Origin of the sequence: Pseudomonas sp. G166, assembly GCF_037027455.2 — a bacterium.
In the GTDB taxonomy this organism is placed as follows: Bacteria; Pseudomonadota; Gammaproteobacteria; order Pseudomonadales; family Pseudomonadaceae; genus Aquipseudomonas.
The window spans coordinates 4009763-4026424 of record NZ_CP146985.1 but is presented as its reverse complement, the minus strand read 5'-3'; the positions used below and the strand labels follow the sequence as shown (position 1 = coordinate 4026424).

At 60.9% G+C, this 16662-nt stretch carries 15 protein-coding genes; 3 read left to right on the top strand and 12 right to left on the bottom strand.

Annotation, left to right across the window (positions count from 1 at the left end; translation table 11 throughout):
- Positions 1 to 46: 46 nt before the first annotated feature.
- The 5 genes from SGN16_RS17345 to SGN16_RS17325 all read right to left on the bottom strand — a co-directional run bounded on the left by SGN16_RS17345 (position 47) and on the right by SGN16_RS17325 (position 6253).
- Complete coding sequence (locus tag SGN16_RS17345) at positions 47 to 1066, bottom strand: branched-chain amino acid aminotransferase (protein WP_210639229.1); 1020 nt, start codon at positions 1064 to 1066, stop codon at positions 47 to 49.
- A gap of 224 nt (positions 1067 to 1290) precedes the next feature.
- Positions 1291 to 2676 carry a dihydrolipoyl dehydrogenase gene (gene lpdA, locus SGN16_RS17340; RefSeq protein WP_335945697.1) on the bottom strand — a complete coding sequence of 462 codons (1386 nt, stop codon included), beginning with the start codon at positions 2674 to 2676 and terminating at the stop codon, positions 1291 to 1293.
- Positions 2677 to 2679: 3 nt separating this feature from the next.
- Positions 2680 to 3957 (bottom strand): dihydrolipoamide acetyltransferase family protein, encoded by a 1278-nt coding sequence (locus SGN16_RS17335; RefSeq protein WP_335945696.1) that lies wholly within the window; start codon positions 3955 to 3957, stop codon positions 2680 to 2682.
- Positions 3958 to 5016, bottom strand: a complete 1059-nt coding sequence (locus tag SGN16_RS17330; protein WP_135844975.1) for an alpha-ketoacid dehydrogenase subunit beta — start codon at positions 5014 to 5016, stop codon at positions 3958 to 3960.
- Between the two features lies 1 nt (position 5017).
- Positions 5018 to 6253 carry a 3-methyl-2-oxobutanoate dehydrogenase (2-methylpropanoyl-transferring) subunit alpha gene (locus SGN16_RS17325; RefSeq protein WP_135844976.1) on the bottom strand — a complete coding sequence of 412 codons (1236 nt, stop codon included), beginning with the start codon at positions 6251 to 6253 and terminating at the stop codon, positions 5018 to 5020.
- A gap of 192 nt (positions 6254 to 6445) precedes the next feature.
- On the opposite strand from SGN16_RS17325, the gene bkdR reads away from it, so the two are divergent.
- A complete protein-coding gene (gene bkdR, locus SGN16_RS17320) occupies positions 6446 to 6934 on the top strand; it encodes a Bkd operon transcriptional regulator BkdR (RefSeq protein WP_109755132.1) in 489 nt (162 codons plus the stop codon).
- A 351-nt stretch (positions 6935 to 7285) separates the two neighbouring features.
- Here the strand turns inward: bkdR and SGN16_RS17315 are convergent, their stop codons facing one another.
- The 7 genes from SGN16_RS17315 to SGN16_RS17285 form a co-directional block, all read right to left on the bottom strand.
- On the bottom strand, positions 7286 to 8155 hold the full coding sequence (locus SGN16_RS17315) for an aldose 1-epimerase (protein ID WP_335945695.1): 870 nt from the start codon (positions 8153 to 8155) through the stop codon (positions 7286 to 7288).
- A gap of 86 nt (positions 8156 to 8241) precedes the next feature.
- On the bottom strand, positions 8242 to 9522 hold the full coding sequence (locus tag SGN16_RS17310; protein WP_335945694.1) for a TRAP transporter large permease: 1281 nt from the start codon (positions 9520 to 9522) through the stop codon (positions 8242 to 8244).
- The gene (locus SGN16_RS17305; protein WP_018605857.1) at positions 9522 to 10049 is read right to left on the bottom strand and encodes a TRAP transporter small permease; all 528 of its coding nucleotides are present in this window, start codon (positions 10047 to 10049) and stop codon (positions 9522 to 9524) included. Before SGN16_RS17305 ends, SGN16_RS17310 begins: the two co-directional genes overlap by 1 nt.
- A gap of 76 nt (positions 10050 to 10125) precedes the next feature.
- Positions 10126 to 11094, bottom strand: a complete 969-nt coding sequence (locus tag SGN16_RS17300) for a TRAP transporter substrate-binding protein (protein ID WP_210639223.1) — start codon at positions 11092 to 11094, stop codon at positions 10126 to 10128.
- 59 nt (positions 11095 to 11153) lie between these two features.
- Complete coding sequence (locus SGN16_RS17295; RefSeq protein ID WP_335945693.1) at positions 11154 to 12059, bottom strand: SMP-30/gluconolactonase/LRE family protein; 906 nt, start codon at positions 12057 to 12059, stop codon at positions 11154 to 11156.
- A 43-nt stretch (positions 12060 to 12102) separates the two neighbouring features.
- Positions 12103 to 12924, bottom strand: a complete 822-nt coding sequence (locus SGN16_RS17290) for an NAD(P)-dependent oxidoreductase (RefSeq protein ID WP_335945692.1) — start codon at positions 12922 to 12924, stop codon at positions 12103 to 12105.
- Between the two features lie 172 nt (positions 12925 to 13096).
- The gene (locus tag SGN16_RS17285) at positions 13097 to 14326 is read right to left on the bottom strand and encodes an OprD family porin (RefSeq protein ID WP_335945744.1); all 1230 of its coding nucleotides are present in this window, start codon (positions 14324 to 14326) and stop codon (positions 13097 to 13099) included.
- A gap of 1054 nt (positions 14327 to 15380) precedes the next feature.
- On the opposite strand from SGN16_RS17285, the gene SGN16_RS17280 reads away from it, so the two are divergent.
- Positions 15381 to 15740 (top strand): DUF6124 family protein, encoded by a 360-nt coding sequence (locus SGN16_RS17280; protein WP_335945691.1) that lies wholly within the window; start codon positions 15381 to 15383, stop codon positions 15738 to 15740.
- A gap of 241 nt (positions 15741 to 15981) precedes the next feature.
- Positions 15982 to 16602 carry a TetR/AcrR family transcriptional regulator gene (locus SGN16_RS17275; protein WP_109755955.1) on the top strand — a complete coding sequence of 207 codons (621 nt, stop codon included), beginning with the start codon at positions 15982 to 15984 and terminating at the stop codon, positions 16600 to 16602.
- The last annotated feature ends 60 nt before the right edge of the window (positions 16603 to 16662 follow it).

Genomic DNA, 16662 nt, shown 5'->3' with positions numbered 1-16662 from the left:
TTTATCCCCTCGCTACAAGCGCCTCGGTACTACGGGTAGGCCTGGCTCAGACCTTGACGATCCAACCCGCTGGCGCTTCCACGTCGCCGGTCTGCACGCCGGTCAGCTCTTTGTAGAGCTTCTGGGTGATCGGGCCGACTTCGGTTTCGCTGTGGAACACGTGCAGCTTGTCTTTGTAGCTGATGCCGCCAATCGGGGTGATGACCGCTGCGGTACCGCAGGCGCCGGCTTCCTTGAAGTCCGAGAGCTTGTCGATGAACACGTCGCCTTCGATCACTTCCAGGCCCAGGCGCGATTTGGCCAGTTCGATCAGCGACAGGCGGGTGATGCCCGGCAGGACCGAAGGGGAGTTGGGTGTGACGAATTTGTTGTCGTGGGTTATGCCGAAGAAGTTGGCCGAACCGACTTCCTCGATTTTCGAATGGGTCATCGGGTCCAGGTAGATGCAGTCGGCGAAGCTCGCTTTCTTGGCCAGGGAACCGGGCATCAGGCTGGCGGCGTAGTTGCCACCGACCTTGGCCGCGCCGGTGCCTTGTGGTGCGGCGCGGTCGTAGCTGGAGATCAGGAAGTTATGCGGGGTCAGGCCGCCCTTGAAGTAGGCGCCAACCGGGATGCAGAAGATCGAGAAGATGAACTCGGGTGCGGTGCGCACGCCGATGTTGTCACCCACGCCGATCACGAACGGGCGCAGGTACAGCGCGCCGCCGGTGCCATAAGGCGGGATGAAGCGCTCGTTGGCGCGGACCACTTGCTTGCAGGCTTCGATGAACTGCTCGGTCTCGACATGCGGCATCAGCAGACGCGCGCAGCTACGTTGCATGCGGGCGGCGTTCTGGTCCGGGCGGAACAGGTTGATCGAACCGTCCTTGCAGCGATAGGCCTTCAGGCCTTCGAAGCACTGCTGACCGTAGTGCAGGGCGGTGGAGCCCTCGCTGATGTGCAGCACGTTGTCGTCGGTCAGGGTGCCGGCGTCCCAGGCGCCATCGCGCCAGTGCGACAGGTAGCGCTTGTCGGTCTTGATGTAGTCAAAGCCCAGTTTGTCCCAATTGATGCTCTCGTTACCCATGACACCCTCTATTTCTTAACAACCGTCGAAACGGTTCAAGGCTTCTGACGTTTTTTGGATGGGGACAACAATACTTCATTCCGGGGGTATTTCGCAGCCTCACTCGTATGATTGTTCCCACGCTCCGCGTGGGAATACTGCAACGGACGCTCCGCGTTCGGCTTTGGGACGCGGAGCGTCCCTGGCTGCATTCCCACGCGGAGCGTGGGAACGATCCTGATGCGTTACAGATGCAACGCATGCCCCAACGCCCGCAACGCCGCTTCCTGCACCGCCTCACCCAGCGTCGGGTGGGCGTGGATGGTGCCGGCGATGTCTTCCAGGCGTGCGCCCATTTCCAGGGACTGGCCGAACGCGGTGGACAGCTCCGAGACGCCAACGCCGACGGCTTGCCAACCGACGATCAAGTGATTGTCCCGGCGCGCCACGACCCGTACGAAACCGCTTTTCGATTCCAGGGTCATGGCCCGGCCATTGGCGGCGAACGGGAAGCTCGACACGATGCAATCCAGTCCGGCGGCCTTGGCGTCGTCCGGTGTCTTGCCGACCACCACCAGTTCCGGGTCGGTGAAGCACACCGCAGCGATGGCGGTCGGGTTGAACTCGCGATGCTGGCCAGCGATCAGCTCGGCGACCATTTCGCCCTGGGCCATGGCCCGGTGGGCGAGCATCGGCTCGCCGCTCAGGTCGCCGATGGCCCAGACGTTGCGCATGCTGGTCTGGCACCGGTTATCGATTTTCACCGCCGAACCGTTCATCGCCAAGTCCAGGGCTTCGAGGTTCCAGCCCTGGGTGTTGGGTTTGCGACCAACGGCCACCAGTACCCGGTCGGTGTCCAGGTTCAGCGTCTCGCCATTGGGATCACGCACTTGCAGAGTGCTGGCCTGGGCATCGAAACCTTCGACGCTGTGCTTGAGGTACAGCTTCACGCCCAACTGCTTGAGCGCCTCGTGCACCGGCTGGGTCAGTTCGCCGTCGTAGGCTGGCAGGATCCGTTCCTGGGCCTCGACCACGCTGACCTCGGCGCCGAGCTTGCGGTAGGCGATGCCCAGTTCCAGGCCGATGTAGCCACCGCCGACCACCACCAGGTGCTTGGGCACCGAGGTGGGAGCGAGGGCTTCGGTGGAGGAAATGATCGGCCCGCCAATCGGCAGCATCGGCAGGTCGACGCTTTTCGAGCCGGTGGTCAGCAGCAGGTGTTCGCATTGAATGCGGGTGTCGTCGACCTCGACGGTCTTGCCGTCGATCACCTTGGCCCAGCCGTGAATGACCTGGACCTTGTGCTTTTTCAACAGCGCCGCGACGCCGGTGGTCAGGCGATCGACGATGCCGTCCTTCCATTCCACGCTCTTGCCGATGTCCAGGCTCGGCGCCGACACCGTGATGCCCAAGGCCGAGCCCTGGCTGTGGTGCCGGGTCTGGTGGAACTGTTCGGCCACATGAATCAGCGCCTTGGATGGAATGCAGCCGATGTTCAGGCAGGTCCCGCCCAGCGCCTGGCCTTCCACCAGGATGGTCGGGATGCCCAACTGGCCGGCGCGGATCGCTGCCACATAACCGCCAGGACCGCCGCCGATGATCAGTAGCGTGGTGTTCAAAGTCTGTTGCATGCCTTACTCCACAAACAGCGTTGCGGGTTGTTCGAGCAGGCCACGCAGGGCCTGGATGAATTGCGCCGCGTCCATGCCGTCGACCACCCGATGATCGAAGGAGCTGGAGAGGTTCATCATCTTGCGAATCACGATCTGGCCTTTGATCACCACGGGCCGTTCGACGATTTTGTTCACGCCGACGATCGCCACTTCCGGCAGGTTCAGCACCGGCGTGCTGACGATGCCGCCCAACGCACCGAGGCTGGTCAGGGTGATGGTCGAGCCGGACAGCTCATCACGACTGGCCTTGCCATTACGCGCCGCTGTGGCCAGGCGCGAGATTTCCGCCGCGCTGTCCCACAGGCTGCGGGCTTCGGCGTGACGCACCACCGGCACCATCAGGCCCACATCGCTTTGGGTGGCAACGCCGACATGCACGGCGCCCGAACGGTGGATGACCTGGGCTTCGTCGTCGTAGCGGGCGTTCATTTGCGGGAAGTCCCGCAGGGCCACGACCAACGCGCGGACCAGGAACGGCAGTAAGGTCAGCTTGCCGCGACTGGCGCCATGTTTGTCATTGAGGTGCACCCGCAGCTCTTCCAGGGCAGTGACGTCGATTTCCTCGACGTAGCTGAAGTGGGCGGCGCGCTGGGTCGCTTCCTGCATGCGCTGGGCGATCTTGCGGCGCATGCCGATCACCGGAATCTGCTGCTCGTCATGGCGTTCGGCATAACCCGAGCCGCCCTTGGCCTGGGCCGATGGACCCTGGGCCAGATAAGCCTCGAGGTCTTCATGCAGGATACGCCCGGCGGGACCGCTGCCCTGGACCAGGCGCAATTGAATGCCCAGGTCCAACGCATGCTTGCGCACGGCCGGCGAGGCCAGTGGTCGTTCTTCCGGATCGCGGGCCACTGGTGCTTGCGGGGCGCAGCGAGGCGCGGTGGTCTTTTCCACCACGGGTTCAGGTGTTGCCAGTGGCGTCGGCTTTGGCGCCTGTGTAGCCGCCTGCGGAGCCGCAGCTGGAGCCGGTTGTGCCGATTCCTTCAAGTTACCCGCACCTTCGACTTCAATGCGGATCAGTTCGCTGCCCACCGCCATGACTTCACCGGGCTCGCCACCCAAGGCGATGACCCGGCCATGCACTGGCGAAGGAATGTCGACCATGGCCTTGTCGGTCATGACATCGGCCAATACCTGGTCCTCGACCACCATGTCGCCGACCTTGACGTGCCACACCGACAGCTCAACTTCGGCGATGCCTTCGCCAATGTCCGGCATCTTGATAACGTGCGTGCCCATTCAGACCTCCATGACCCGTTTCAACGCCGCGCCCACACGGGACGGCCCTGGGAAATACGCCCACTCCTGCGCATGCGGGTAGGGCGTGTCCCACCCGGTGACACGCTCGATGGGCGCTTCCAGGTGGTGGAAGCAATGTTCCTGCACCAGCGAAACCAGCTCGGCGCCAAAGCCGCAGGTACGGGTGGCTTCGTGGACGATCACGCAACGACCGGTTTTCTTCACCGACTTGACGATGGTCTCCAGGTCCAGCGGCCACAGGCTGCGCAGGTCGATGACTTCGGCGTCGATGCCGGTTTCCTCGGCGGCGGCCAGGGACACATACACGGTGGTGCCGTAAGTGAGAATGGTCACGTCTTTACCGGGGCGGGTGATGGCGGCCACGTCCAGCGGTACCGTGTAGTAGCCGTCCGGCACCTGCGCCGAGGGGTGTTTCGACCACGGCGTTACCGGACGGTCGTGGTGGCCGTCGAACGGGCCGTTATACAGGCGCTTGGGCTCGAGGAAGATCACCGGATCATCGTTTTCGATGGAGGCGATCAGCAGGCCCTTGGCGTCGTAAGGGTTCGAAGGCATCACAGTGCGCAAGCCGCAGACCTGGGTGAACATTGCCTCGATGCTCTGGCTGTGGGTCTGACCGCCATAGATGCCGCCGCCGCAAGGCATGCGCAGGGTCATCGGCGCGGTGAACTCGCCGGCCGAGCGATAGCGCAAGCGCGCCGCTTCGGAAATGATCTGGTCCGAGGCCGGGTAGACGTAGTCGGCGAATTGGATTTCTGCCACTGGGCGCAATCCGTAGGCGCCCATGCCCACGGCCACGCCGACGATGCCGCTTTCGGAGATCGGCGCGTCGAATACCCGCGAGGTGCCGTATTTGTTCTGCAGGCCTTCGGTGCAGCGGAACACGCCGCCGAAGTAGCCCACGTCCTGGCCGAAGACCACGACGTTATCATCGCGTTCGAGCATCACGTCCATGGCCGAGCGCAGGGCCTGGATCATGGTCATGGTGGTAGTGGTCATGGCGGTGTCCAGCGCAATATTGTTGTTGTGATCGTTCATGTCAGATCCCCAACTCCTGACGCTGGCGCTTCAAGTGCTCCGGCATCTCTTTGTAGACGTCTTCGAACATGGTCGCGGCGCTCGGGATCTGCCCGCCAGCGAGGGTGCCGTACTGCTCGGCTTCCTTCTGCGCGGCGATCACCTCGGCTTCGAGTTCGGCGGTGACGGCGGCATGTTCCTCTTCGGACCAATGGCCGATTTTCACCAGGTGCTGCTTGAGGCGTGCAATCGGGTCGCCCAGCGGGAAGTGGCTCCAGTCGTCGGCGGGACGGTACTTCGAGGGATCGTCGGACGTGGAGTGCGGGCCAGCGCGATAAGTGACCCATTCGATCAGCGCCGGGCCGAGGTTGCGGCGGGCGCGTTCGGCGGCCCAGCGCGAAGCGGCGTAGACCGCCATGAAATCGTTGCCATCGACACGCAGCGAGGCAATGCCGCAACCGACGCCGCGTCCGGCGAAGGTGGTGGCTTCACCGCCGGCGATGGCCTGGAAGGTGGAGATCGCCCACTGGTTGTTGACCACGTTGAGGATCACCGGCGCCCGGTAGACGTGGGCGAAGGTGAGGGCGGTGTGGAAGTCCGATTCGGCGGTGGCGCCGTCACCGATCCAGGCCGAGGCGATCTTGGTGTCGCCCTTGATCGCCGAGGCCATGCCCCAGCCCACGCCCTGGATGAATTGGGTGGCGAGGTTGCCGGAGATGGTGAAGAAACCGGCGTCCTTGACCGAATACATGATCGGCAACTGCCGGCCTTTGAGCGGATCGCGCTCGTTGGACAGCAGTTGGCAGATCATGCCCACCAACGGCACCTCGCGGGCCATCAGGATGCTTTGCTGGCGATAGGTGGGGAAGCACATGTCATCGATGTTCAGCGCCAGGGCCTGGCCGCTGCCGATGGCTTCCTCGCCGAGGCTCTGCATGTAGAACGACATTTTTTTCTGGCGCTGGGCGACCACCATGCGGTTGTCGTAGATGCGCGTCTTGAGCATGGCGCGCATGCCTTTGCGCAGGATCTCGAGCGGCACGTCTTCGGCCCATGGACCGTGGGCATTGCCCTGGTCATCGAGCACGCGGATCAGGCTTCGGGCCAGGTCGGCGGTGTCGGACGGTTCGACGTCGATGGAAGGTTTACGCACCGTGCCGGCATCGGACAGATGCAGGTAGGAGAAGTCGGTCTGGCAGCCGGGACGGCCCGAGGGTTCGGGTACGTGCAGGCGTAGCGGTTCGTACGCTGGGTTCATGGCTTTCTACGCTCGATCTTGTGAATTTCTTGTAGTGGGCGCGCTAGCTGACGAATTTCCCCGGGTACGGGAAATTGTCCTACAACAATCATAGGCTCGACGCAGAAGAATATTTTTCTCTGTTGGCTTGCTGTTCAGATCATTTGCAGATAAAAAATCTGCACAACGATAAAAAACAGGATTATTTGTCTTATGCGCAAATTGGATCGCACCGACATCGGGATTCTGAACAGCCTTCAGGAAAATGCCCGCATCACCAACGCCGAGCTGGCCCGTTCGGTCAACCTTTCGCCGACGCCGTGCTTCAACCGGGTTCGGGCCATGGAGGAGCTGGGGGTGATCCGCGAGCAGGTCACGCTGCTGGACGCCGACCTGCTGGGGCTACATGTCAACGTGTTCATCCATGTCAGCCTGGAGAAACAGGTGGAGGAGGCGCTGCAGCACTTCGAAGAGGCGATTTCCGACCGGCCGGAGGTGATGGAGTGCTACCTGATGGCTGGCGATCCGGATTACCTGATCCGCGTGCTGGTGCCGACCATCCAGTCGTTGGAGCGCTTCATGATGGACTTTCTGACCAAGGTCCCGGGCGTGGCGAATATCCGCTCCAGCTTTGCCCTCAAGCAAGTGCGCTACAAGACGGCATTGCCGTTGCCGGCCAATGGGTTGACCTTGGGCACCTGAAGAATTTCTGTGGGAGCGAGCTTGCTCGCGATGAGGTCGTCACATTCACCATCAGCGCAAGCAGACCCACCGCTATCGCGAGCAAGCTCGCTCCCACATTGGATAGGGGGGCTTTCGAGCTTTAGAGCTGATTGATCGGAATCTTCAGATAGGTCACGCCATTGTCGCAAGGTTACCAAGTTGGGCAGCCTGCATTGGCATTGGACTCCAATAACGACATCGTCGTAACCGGTCGATATTTCGACGACGGGAGCTCGATACCCTTCGTATTTCGGTTGAAGGGGTGAGTCGCTTTGGTTTTCGCAGGTGGCAGGGTGACCGGGGCACCTTCCGAGCAGTCGGCGACGATTTTCATAGCGACCGACACTGCATCGAAAACCCCAGCGCCACCGACTGCCCTTGCTCCAGCAAGCGCAACCCCGGCCGCCCTGGCAGGTGGTGCGCATTGACCGGATGGCTGACCGGTTCGATGCAAAAGAAGTCCAGGTCCACGGGGCAGTACAGCAGGAAATAGTCGCTGCCACTGGCCCGGCATTCCAGTTCGTAGCCCAGGTCCGGTTGCTGGATCAGGCAGTGTCCGTCCCAACCGCCGAAGCCATTGTCCACGAGCGTATCCGGCAGCAATCGGGGCTGCTGGAAATCCCAACTTTCAGGAATCTCCCGAAGTTCTGTCGGCAGTTTAGAGGCATCACACATCCAGACCTCGTTGGCGCGGGTTTGCAGGCGAGTGCCGGCGGTGCGTGGAAAGTACGGATGCAAACCCAGCCCGTGCCACGCGGCCTGTTCGGCCATGTGGGTGACGTGCATTGCGATTTGCAACTGGCCGCCACTCAAGCCGATCCGCAGGCTGGCGCAGTAGGCGAATGGCTGCTGGCTGTCGAGTTGCAACAACACTTGCTGGGCACTCTGCTCGATCACCTGCCACGGCTGTTGCCAGGCGCTGCCGTGGATCGGAAACGGATCGTTGGGGCTGTTGGCTTCCAAAGCGAGCCAGCCGCCGGGACAGTCGAAACCGCCGTGGGCGATCCGGTTCGACCAGGGAATCAGCGGGAAGCCGCCGAGTTTGCCTGGAAGGCGGTTTTCCAGCGCTTGCGGCGCGGGAGGGCGTAGCAGGGGAGCACCGGTGCTGAGCAAGGTCCATTCAACGAGACTGGCGCCCAGGTGAGGAGCGAGGGTGAGGCGGGTGAGTTCGTCTTCGAGGTAGAGAAGAGGCTGCGTCATGATGGTCGCGTCTTTTGGGAATGGGGTGCTTTTGTGGCGAGGGAGCAAGCTCCCCCGCCACAAGGGGGCTTGCTCGATTACAGGATTTACAACACCAGGTGCGGCAACCACAGCGAAATGGCGGGGATGTAGGTCACGAGCATCAGCACCACGAACAACATGGCGTAGAACGGCAGCAGCGCCTTGACGGTGCTTTCGATGCTGACCTTGCCGATGGCGGAACCGACAAACAACACCGCGCCCACTGGTGGCGTGATCAACCCGATACCCAGGTTCACCAGCATGATCATGCCGAACTGCACCGGGTCCACGCCGATGCCCACGATCACCGGCATCAGGATCGGCGTCAGGATCAGGATCAATGGCGCCATGTCCATCACGGTGCCCAGCAGCAGCAACATCACGTTGATGCACATCAGGATCACGTAGCGGTTGTCCGACAGTGTCAGGAACGCAGTGGTGATCTTCGCCGGGATCTCCATCAGCGTCATGATGTAGCCGAAGCTGGCGGCGAAGCCGATCAGGATCATCACGATGGAGATGGTACGTACCGTACGGTGCATCAGTTTCGGCAACTCGCTCCACTTGTAGTCGCGGTAGATGCACATGGTCACGAAGAACGCCCACACCACGGCAATGGCGGCCGATTCGGTGGCGGTGAAAACACCCGAGAGAATGCCGCCAAGGATGATGAACAGCGTCATCATGCCCCACATGGCTTCCCGGCAGATCTTCAACGCTTGCTTGAGGGGAATCACTTCGCCCTTGGGGTAATTGCGCTTTCTCGCGAAGACCAGGCACAGCGCCATCAGGCAGAGGTTCATCATGATGCCGGGGACGATGCCGGCCATGAACAGCGAACCGATGGAGACGGTGCCGCCAGCGGCGAGGGAGTACAGCACCGCGTTGTGGCTGGGCGGTGTCAGCAGCGCTTGTACCGAACCACTGACGGTGACGGCGGTGGCGAAATCACGCGGATAGCCCCGGCGTTCCATTTCCGGGATCAGTACCGAACCGACCGAGGCGGTATCGGCCACCGAGGAACCGGAGATCGCGCCAAAAAAACTCGAGGCCACGAGGTTGACCAAGGAAAGGCCACCGCGCACGAAGCCTACTAACACACTGGCGAATGCCACCAGGCGGCGGGACATGCCGCCTTCGGCCATGATCGCACCGGCCAGCACGAAGAACGGAATGGCCAGCAACGAGAATTTGTTCACCCCGCCCGTTATCTGAATCATCATGGCCTGGAACGGAATGTCGATCCACCACGCCCCGATCAGGGCGGCAGCGCCCAGCGCATAGGCGACCGGCATGCCGATCAGGATCAACAACAAAAAACTGCCCAGCAGAATCAGCGCGTCCATTAAGCGGCACCTTCGTTTTCTTCGACCAGGTCGAACTGCACGACCCGACGCTTGCTTTGATCACCCAGCAAGAGTTTTTCCAGGACAAAAATCAGGGTCAGGAAACCACCGACCGGGATCGGCATGTAGGTGATGCCGACGCGCAGGGTGGGTATGGCACTCATGAATTGATTCCAGGTGGTCATGCACAGCTTGGTGCCCCAGATGGTCATGAAAATGCACACCGCCGCCATCAAGAGCTGGGTGAAAACCGAAGCCAAGGTTTGCCAGTGCGGTGGCAGGCGGCTGGTGACCATGTCCACGGCCATGTGCGAGCCGGAGCGGTAGCTGGCAGCGGCGCCGATGAAGGTAAATACGATCATCAGCAAGATGGCGGTGGGCTCCGGCCAACTTGAGCCAGTACCCAGTACGTAGCGGGCGAACACCCCCCACGGAATCATCAGCGCAACGGCTAGGACAGAAAGGCCGGCCACCCAGATGCAAGTCATGTAAATCGTGTCGTTGATACGCAGCAGCAAATTCTTCATCGGGTTCCACCGTAACCGGGCGCGCCTTTTAACTGCAGGCGCGCCCAGCCTTTTCATGAGTACAGTTTGAGAGACCTTACTTAACGGCTTCGATACGCTTGATCAGGTCGGCATACGGCGCGCCGTATTTGGCCCGGACCGGGGCGGTAGCGTCATAGAAAGGTTTCTTGTCGACGGTGATGAACTCGACGCCGGCGGCCTTGAGTTTTTCTTCACTGGCGGTGGATTTCTTGTCCCACAGATCGCGTTCTTCAGCCTGGGCTGCCTTGGCGGCTTTTTTCACCATGTCCTGCTGTTCCGGCGTGAGCTTGTTCCAGGTGATTTTTGACATCACGATCGGCTCAGGCAGGATCAGGTGACCGGTGAGGCTGTAGTACTTGGCGTTTTGGTAGTGGTTGTGTTCGAGCAGGGTCGGCGGGTTGTTTTCGGCGCCGTCGATCACGCCGGTCTGCAAGGCGCTGAAGATTTCGCCGGTGTCCATCGCGATGCCGTTGGCGCCCATGGCGTTCATCATCTCGATGAACATCGGGTTGCCTTGCACGCGGATTTTCATACCCTTGAGGTCTTCGAGCTTGCGCACCGGTTTCTTGGTGTAGATGTTGCGCGTGCCGCCGTCCATCCAGGCCAGGGCCACCAGGCCAAACTCGGAATTGGTGATCCGGTCGAGGATCGCATCGCCGACTTCACCATCGATGACCGCGCGCATGTGGGCCTGGTCGCGGAAGATGAACGGCATGTTGAAGACGTTCACATCCGGCACCACAGGGCCAACGATCCCCAGGCTGACGCGAGACATCTGGATTGCGCCGGCTTGCATCTGCTCGATGACTTCTTTTTCAGAACCCAATACGCCACCCGGGAAGTACTTGAACTTCAGTTCACCCTTACTTTCCGCTTCCAGGGTTTTACCCATGGATTCCTCGGCGACCACGGTCGGGTAGCCCTTGGGATGGATGTCGGCGATCTTGATATCGAGGGCATGCGCTGCCTGGGCCAGGAAGGCCAGGGGCAGGGCTGCGATCAAAAGCGTGCGTTTGAAATTCATGGTCAATCTCCAGTTTGTTGTTTTTTTTATGTGCTCATCCAGTGAAGCGGCAGTGCAGATCAGTTCGCGGAGTGTTTCAGTCCTCCAAACGCAGGTTCAGCCAGGCCCTTGACGCCGGGGTTGAGGGCGAACACGCCGCCGGCCAGGGATTGCGGGTCGGTGTCGTCGCCGGGGCGGATCGAGGTGACGAAGAGGGTGTCCAGGCGACTGCCGCCAAAGGCGCACATGGTCGGCTTCTTCACCGGCACCGCCAGCGAACGATCCAGTCGGCCATCCGGGGTAAAACGATGGATGAGGCCGGCGTCGTTGGCGCAGATCCAATAGCAACCTTCGGCGTCCACTGCCGCGCCGTCCGGGCGCCCGGCCAGGGGCAGCATGTCGACGAACAGCCGCCGGTTGGATGGCGTGCCGCTGTCGATGTCGTAGTCGAAGGCCCAGATCTGTTGCACCAGCGGGTGTGAATCGGAGAGGTACATCGTCCGTCCGTCCGGGCTGAAGCCCAGGCCATTGGGCACGATGAAACCGCTCAGTTGTGCCTCGACCGGGCTGCGCTGCCCGGCCTCATAACGGTACATCCGGCCTTCGTCGATGTTGGCGCCCATGTTCAACACCATGCTGCCGGCCCAGAAACGGCCCTGGCGGTCGCAACGGCCATCGTTGAGGCGCATGTCGGTGCGGCTGTGCTCGACGCTCGCGCACAGTTCGCTGTCCAGGCTGCCGTCTTCATTGGGGTGCAAACGGAAGAAGCCGCTTTCCATGCCGGCGACCCAGCCACCGTCCTGATGACAGGCCAGGCAGGCGAGCATTTCAGGAGCTTCCCAGCCCTGGATTTTTCCGCTGCTGGCGTTCCAGCGTTGCAGGCCACCGCTGGGAATGTCCACCCAGTACAGGGCGTTTTCCTCGGGAACCCACACCGGGCTTTCCCCGACGGCGTTGCGTGCATCGACAATCAATTCGGCTTGCATGGTGATTCCTTTGTGCGTGCGCATCCCATGAAAAACAGGCAAGTCAGTCGTCGAACGGGCCGGCCGCTACAAAGGCGCCACCCTGATAGATCCTGGCCGGGTCATCGGCGGCCGGCATCGGCTGCGCTTCGACCTTGGCGCGGAAAATTTCCGAGCTGTCCTTGGGCTGGTAGCCCAGGTGCGCGGCGTGGCTGTTGTCCCACCAGACGTCGCGGTTGGCGGACACACCGTAGACCACGGTATGACCAACGTTCGGGGTGTAGAGCGAGCATTCGATCAACTGGGTGAGGTCGTCGAAGCTCAGCCAGGTGCTCATCATCCGGCGGTTCTGCGGTTCGGCGAAGGACGAGCCGATGCGGATGCTCACGGTCTCGATGCCATAGCGATCGAAGTAGAAACTGGCCACATCTTCGCCGTAGGACTTGGACAGGCCGTAGTAACCATCCGGACGGCGAGGGGAGAGGGCGTCGAGGGTCTGGTCTTGTTTGTAGAAACCGATGACGTGATTGGAGCTGGCGAAAATCACACGTTTGACGCCGTGCTTGCGGGCGGCTTCATAAATGTGGAACACGCCGCTGATGTTGGCGCCGAGGATTTCTTCGAACGGGCGTTCAACCGAGACACCGCCGAAATGCAGGATGGCATCGACGCCTTCTACCAGTTGATGCACGGCCTGCTTGTCCGACAGATCGCACGGCACCACTTCTTCGCTTTCATCGATGGCCGGGGCCATGTTGGCGATGTCCGACAGGCGAATGTGGCGGGCGAAAGGCTTGAGACGCTCGCGCAAGACTTTGCCCAGGCCGCCGGCGGCACCGGTGAGCAGCAGGCGATTGAGGGGGTGGCGAATATGTGTCGTCGTCATGAAATTACCTGAGCAAACAGTGAGAGGTATCAGTTGTTATAAGTTGTCGTACGACCTGGGGAAATATCCTTATCCTTCCGCTACCTTGTCAACGTTTGATCGACGAACCGCTCTGGATCGGCGTCCCTGCCGCAGGTGCCATGGGATGCGCTCATGGCAATGGATCCTGGTATTACAGAAGCGAAATCGGGTAGCTGATGAAAATGCGGTTCTCGTCGAATTCGTTGGTGCTGTAGTCGCGACGAATCGATGCGTTACGCCATTTCACGTTGAGGCTTTTCAGTGCGCCGCTTTGCACGGTGTAGGCCAGTTCGGTTTCACGGCCCCATTCCTTGCCGTCATCGACAGTGGCGGTGTGCACATTGTCGCCGCTGATATAGCGGTTCATCAGGGTCAAGCCCGGCACGCCGACGGCGGCGAAGTTGAAGTCATGGCGCACTTGCCAGGATTTTTCCTTGGCGTTGTCGTAGCTGGAGTTGTAGCTGTCGTTGGCCAGGGTGCCGCCGCTGGTGCCGTTGACGCGCATCCAGGCATCGTCGCCGCTGACTTTCTGCAGGCCGACGTAGAAGGTGTTGCCACCGTATTTGGCCGAGAGCAGGGCGAACGCGGTCTTGTTGTCCAGGTCGCCGGCCAGGGCGCTGCCGTCTTCCTTGCCGATGAAGTAGCCGAGGTTGGCGCCCAGGGTCCAGTCGCCGATGGGCTGGCTGTGGGTCAGGTTGAAATACTGCTGCTGGTAGATGTCGGACAGTTCCGAATACCAGACGCCGACCTGGGTGCGCTTTTCGTTGAAGGCGTATTCGCCGCCGCCGAAGTTGAAACGGTCGGAGGTGAACGCGCCGCGGCCGTTCATCGACATGTCTTCCATGCTCGCGTCGTTGCGCGGGCTGTTGGCGCGGAACTGGCCACCGTACAGGGTCAGGCCGCTGATCTCGGTGGAGGTCACCTGGCCGCCACGGAAGGTTTGTGGCAGGGAACGGCCGTCGTCGGAGCGCAGGATCGGCAGCACCGGCATCCATTCACCGACCTTCAACTCAGTCTTCGATACCTTGGCCTTGAGGGCCACGCCCAGGCGACCGAAATCGTCGGCCGGGCGACCGTCATCGTGCACCGGCAGCAGTTGCGTACCGGTGGTACCACGACCGCCGTCGAGCTTGAGTGAGTACGTGCCCAGCACGTCCACGCCGAAACCGACCACGCCTTGGGTGAAACCGGACTTGGCATCGAGGATGAAGTTCTGGGTCCATTCCTCGGCTTTGCCCTGGGCATTGTTCGAGTTGGTGAAGTTACGGTTGAAATAGGCGTTGCGCAGGGTCAGCGTGGCCTTGGCGTCATCGACGAAGCCTTCGGCGCTGGCGGTCATTGGCAGAAACAGCGCCAGGCTGCTGCAACCCAGTAGGGTCAATGCAGGGCTGGAATTGAGGAGGGTACGGCGGTTTGGACGGTTTTCGGGCGAAAAACGGACACGTGTGCTCACTATGACGCTCCCTTACTTTTTTGTTGTTTTTATTTGTTATACGTCGTCGTACAACATGAAGGGGATTATTTGGAAGCAGCTGCTCGTTGTCAACTGGCCATTATCGGAATTATCCAACTCGTGGGTGCTTCAAAATGAGGCATACCGATGGTTGTCACTCACCGAAGTCAAGAACGAAGGTAGTGGCGCCGGGCGAACCTGTGGCCTGAGAATAGCGATGAGTGCGCTGGGTTGTGCGATGACTGGTCTAAGACATTAGTCGCATGCACACGATCTGACGGATGATGAAGCCCCTTGTGGCGAGGGTACGTCTATGTTGATCGTTCCCACGCTCTGCGTGGGAATGCAGCCCGTGACGCTCTGCGTCACCTTCCAGAAGCGGAACGCGGAGCGTCCCTGGCGGCATTCCCACGCAGGAGCGTGGGAACGATCGGCCAAGGTCCAGAAAGTCCCTGGTGGCGAGGGTGCGCCTATGTAGATCGTTCCCACGCTCTGCGTGGGGATGCATCCCGTGACGCTCTGCGTCACCCTCCAGAAGCGGAACGCGGAGCGTCCCTGGCGGCATTCCCACGCAGGAGCGTGGGAACGATCGGTAGGTGTTTGTTAACCCGTGTTGCCAGTCCAAACAGGGTGGTGTTTATCCAGACGTAGGATCGTTCTGGATCAGGCTACGTTGTCTTGCGCCGTTGCCTACAACTGCGCCAGAATCCGCCGGCTTGTGCGCCTGGGGGCCGGGTTCTATCGTTTCCGGGTCGCTGAGGATTCAGCGATCGGGTTTGGTAGCCCGGCTCTTCCATATGACGCACAGCTTCATCTTCTTCAGGTGCTTTCTTCAGCATTTGTATTTGATGGTGGCCATGCGTAGGGCGTCTTCGGGCGCGCCGGTGTTCATGTGGACCGGTCTACCAACCTTCGTATGGCCACCGCCCTTCGTTTGGTAGCGAGGGTGATGGCTCCTCCAATTCCACATGAGGTTCCATCTATGTTCAAAGTAACCCCCAACCCACCAGGCACAGATCCGACTTCACCGCGCAAAAAAACCAAGACCCAAAAACTCGACGAAGCCGCCGAACGCGCCCTCGACTATTACCTGAACCCCAAACCGGACAAACCCGAAGCCGATGCTGCGGCTGGCCAACTCTTCACCGTGATCAAGGACATCGAAACCGAAAGCCTGCTCGCCAACCTCAGCGAAACCCTGGCCTCGGCCAATGCCATGGTCAGCGACCTGGCCTTTGACCTGGAAGGTTCACGGCGGCACGTGGCCCTGGGCATCCAGCAGTTGATCGAACTGGGCGGACTGCTGGCGAACCGCGCGCTGGACAACGTCGAACCACGCTAACCGACATAACGCGTCCAGTTTGATCGTTCCCACGCTCTGCGTGGGAATGCATCCCGTGACGCTCTGCGTCACCTTCCAGAAGTGGAACGCGGAGCGTCCCTGGCGGCATTCCCACGCAGAGCGTGGGAACGATCACTGACCCACCGCTATCGCGAGCAAGCTCGCTCCCACAAGGGACCAGCAGTGTTTTCGAAAGTGGGCGGATGCTAGTCTTGACCAACGCTGTTGCCAGGGAGCCCTCATGGGCAATCACAAGATCGAGATTCGTCGCAGTAACGTCGAGAAAATCCTGTTGGCCGCCGAGAAGGTCTTTGCCGAGAAAGGCTTCGGCAGCACCGCCATGGCCGACATCGCCGCCGAAGTGCAATTGCCTCGTTCCAACCTGCATTACTACTTCAGCACCAAGAGCGAACTGTACAGCGCGGTGCTGTTCGACCTGCTGGAAGTCTGGAAGCAGGACGCCTTGTGCTTCGAGATGTTCGACGACCCACGGGTGGTGCTCAGCAGCTACATCCGCGCCAAGATGAACCACTCCCGCAGCCGCCCCTACGGCTCGAAGGTCTGGGCCAACGAAATCATCCACGGCGCCCCGACCTTGGGCCAGGCCCTGGACGCCAGCCTTTACGACTGGGCCAAGATGAAGGAAGCGAAAATCCGCCAGTGGGTGGAGGACAAACGCATCCTGCCGGTGGAGCCTTCAAGCCTGCTCTACATGATCTGGGCCTCAACCCAGCACTACGCCGACTTCGACCATCAGATCAACATTCTCAATGATCATCAGCCGCTTTCCGACATGCAATTCGAAAAGGCGGTGCAGACCGTGACCAGTGTGATTTTGCGGGGGATTGGGTTGGAGCCGTAGTTTGCGAGCCTAGGACGTGGGGCGCGGAGGCGTATGGTATTGAACATACATTGCTTCCTG

Bases quoted from the DNA above. Each gene is read 5' to 3' on its own strand.
- SGN16_RS17345 (WP_210639229.1), bottom strand. From the start codon at position 1,066: ATGGGTAACGAGAGCATCAATTGGGACAAACTGGGCTTTGACTACATC.
- lpdA (WP_335945697.1), bottom strand. From the start codon at position 2,676: ATGCAACAGACTTTGAACACCACGCTACTGATCATCGGCGGCGGTCCT.
- SGN16_RS17335 (WP_335945696.1), bottom strand. From the start codon at position 3,957: ATGGGCACGCACGTTATCAAGATGCCGGACATTGGCGAAGGCATCGCC.
- SGN16_RS17330 (WP_135844975.1), bottom strand. From the start codon at position 5,016: ATGAACGATCACAACAACAATATTGCGCTGGACACCGCCATGACCACT.
- SGN16_RS17325 (WP_135844976.1), bottom strand. From the start codon at position 6,253: ATGAACCCAGCGTACGAACCGCTACGCCTGCACGTACCCGAACCCTCG.
- bkdR (WP_109755132.1), top strand. From the start codon at position 6,446: ATGCGCAAATTGGATCGCACCGACATCGGGATTCTGAACAGCCTTCAG.
- SGN16_RS17315 (WP_335945695.1), bottom strand. From the start codon at position 8,155: ATGACGCAGCCTCTTCTCTACCTCGAAGACGAACTCACCCGCCTCACC.
- SGN16_RS17310 (WP_335945694.1), bottom strand. From the start codon at position 9,522: ATGGACGCGCTGATTCTGCTGGGCAGTTTTTTGTTGTTGATCCTGATC.
- SGN16_RS17305 (WP_018605857.1), bottom strand. From the start codon at position 10,049: ATGAAGAATTTGCTGCTGCGTATCAACGACACGATTTACATGACTTGC.
- SGN16_RS17300 (WP_210639223.1), bottom strand. From the start codon at position 11,094: ATGAATTTCAAACGCACGCTTTTGATCGCAGCCCTGCCCCTGGCCTTC.
- SGN16_RS17295 (WP_335945693.1), bottom strand. From the start codon at position 12,059: ATGCAAGCCGAATTGATTGTCGATGCACGCAACGCCGTCGGGGAAAGC.
- SGN16_RS17290 (WP_335945692.1), bottom strand. From the start codon at position 12,924: ATGACGACGACACATATTCGCCACCCCCTCAATCGCCTGCTGCTCACC.
- SGN16_RS17280 (WP_335945691.1), top strand. From the start codon at position 15,381: ATGTTCAAAGTAACCCCCAACCCACCAGGCACAGATCCGACTTCACCG.
- SGN16_RS17275 (WP_109755955.1), top strand. From the start codon at position 15,982: ATGGGCAATCACAAGATCGAGATTCGTCGCAGTAACGTCGAGAAAATC.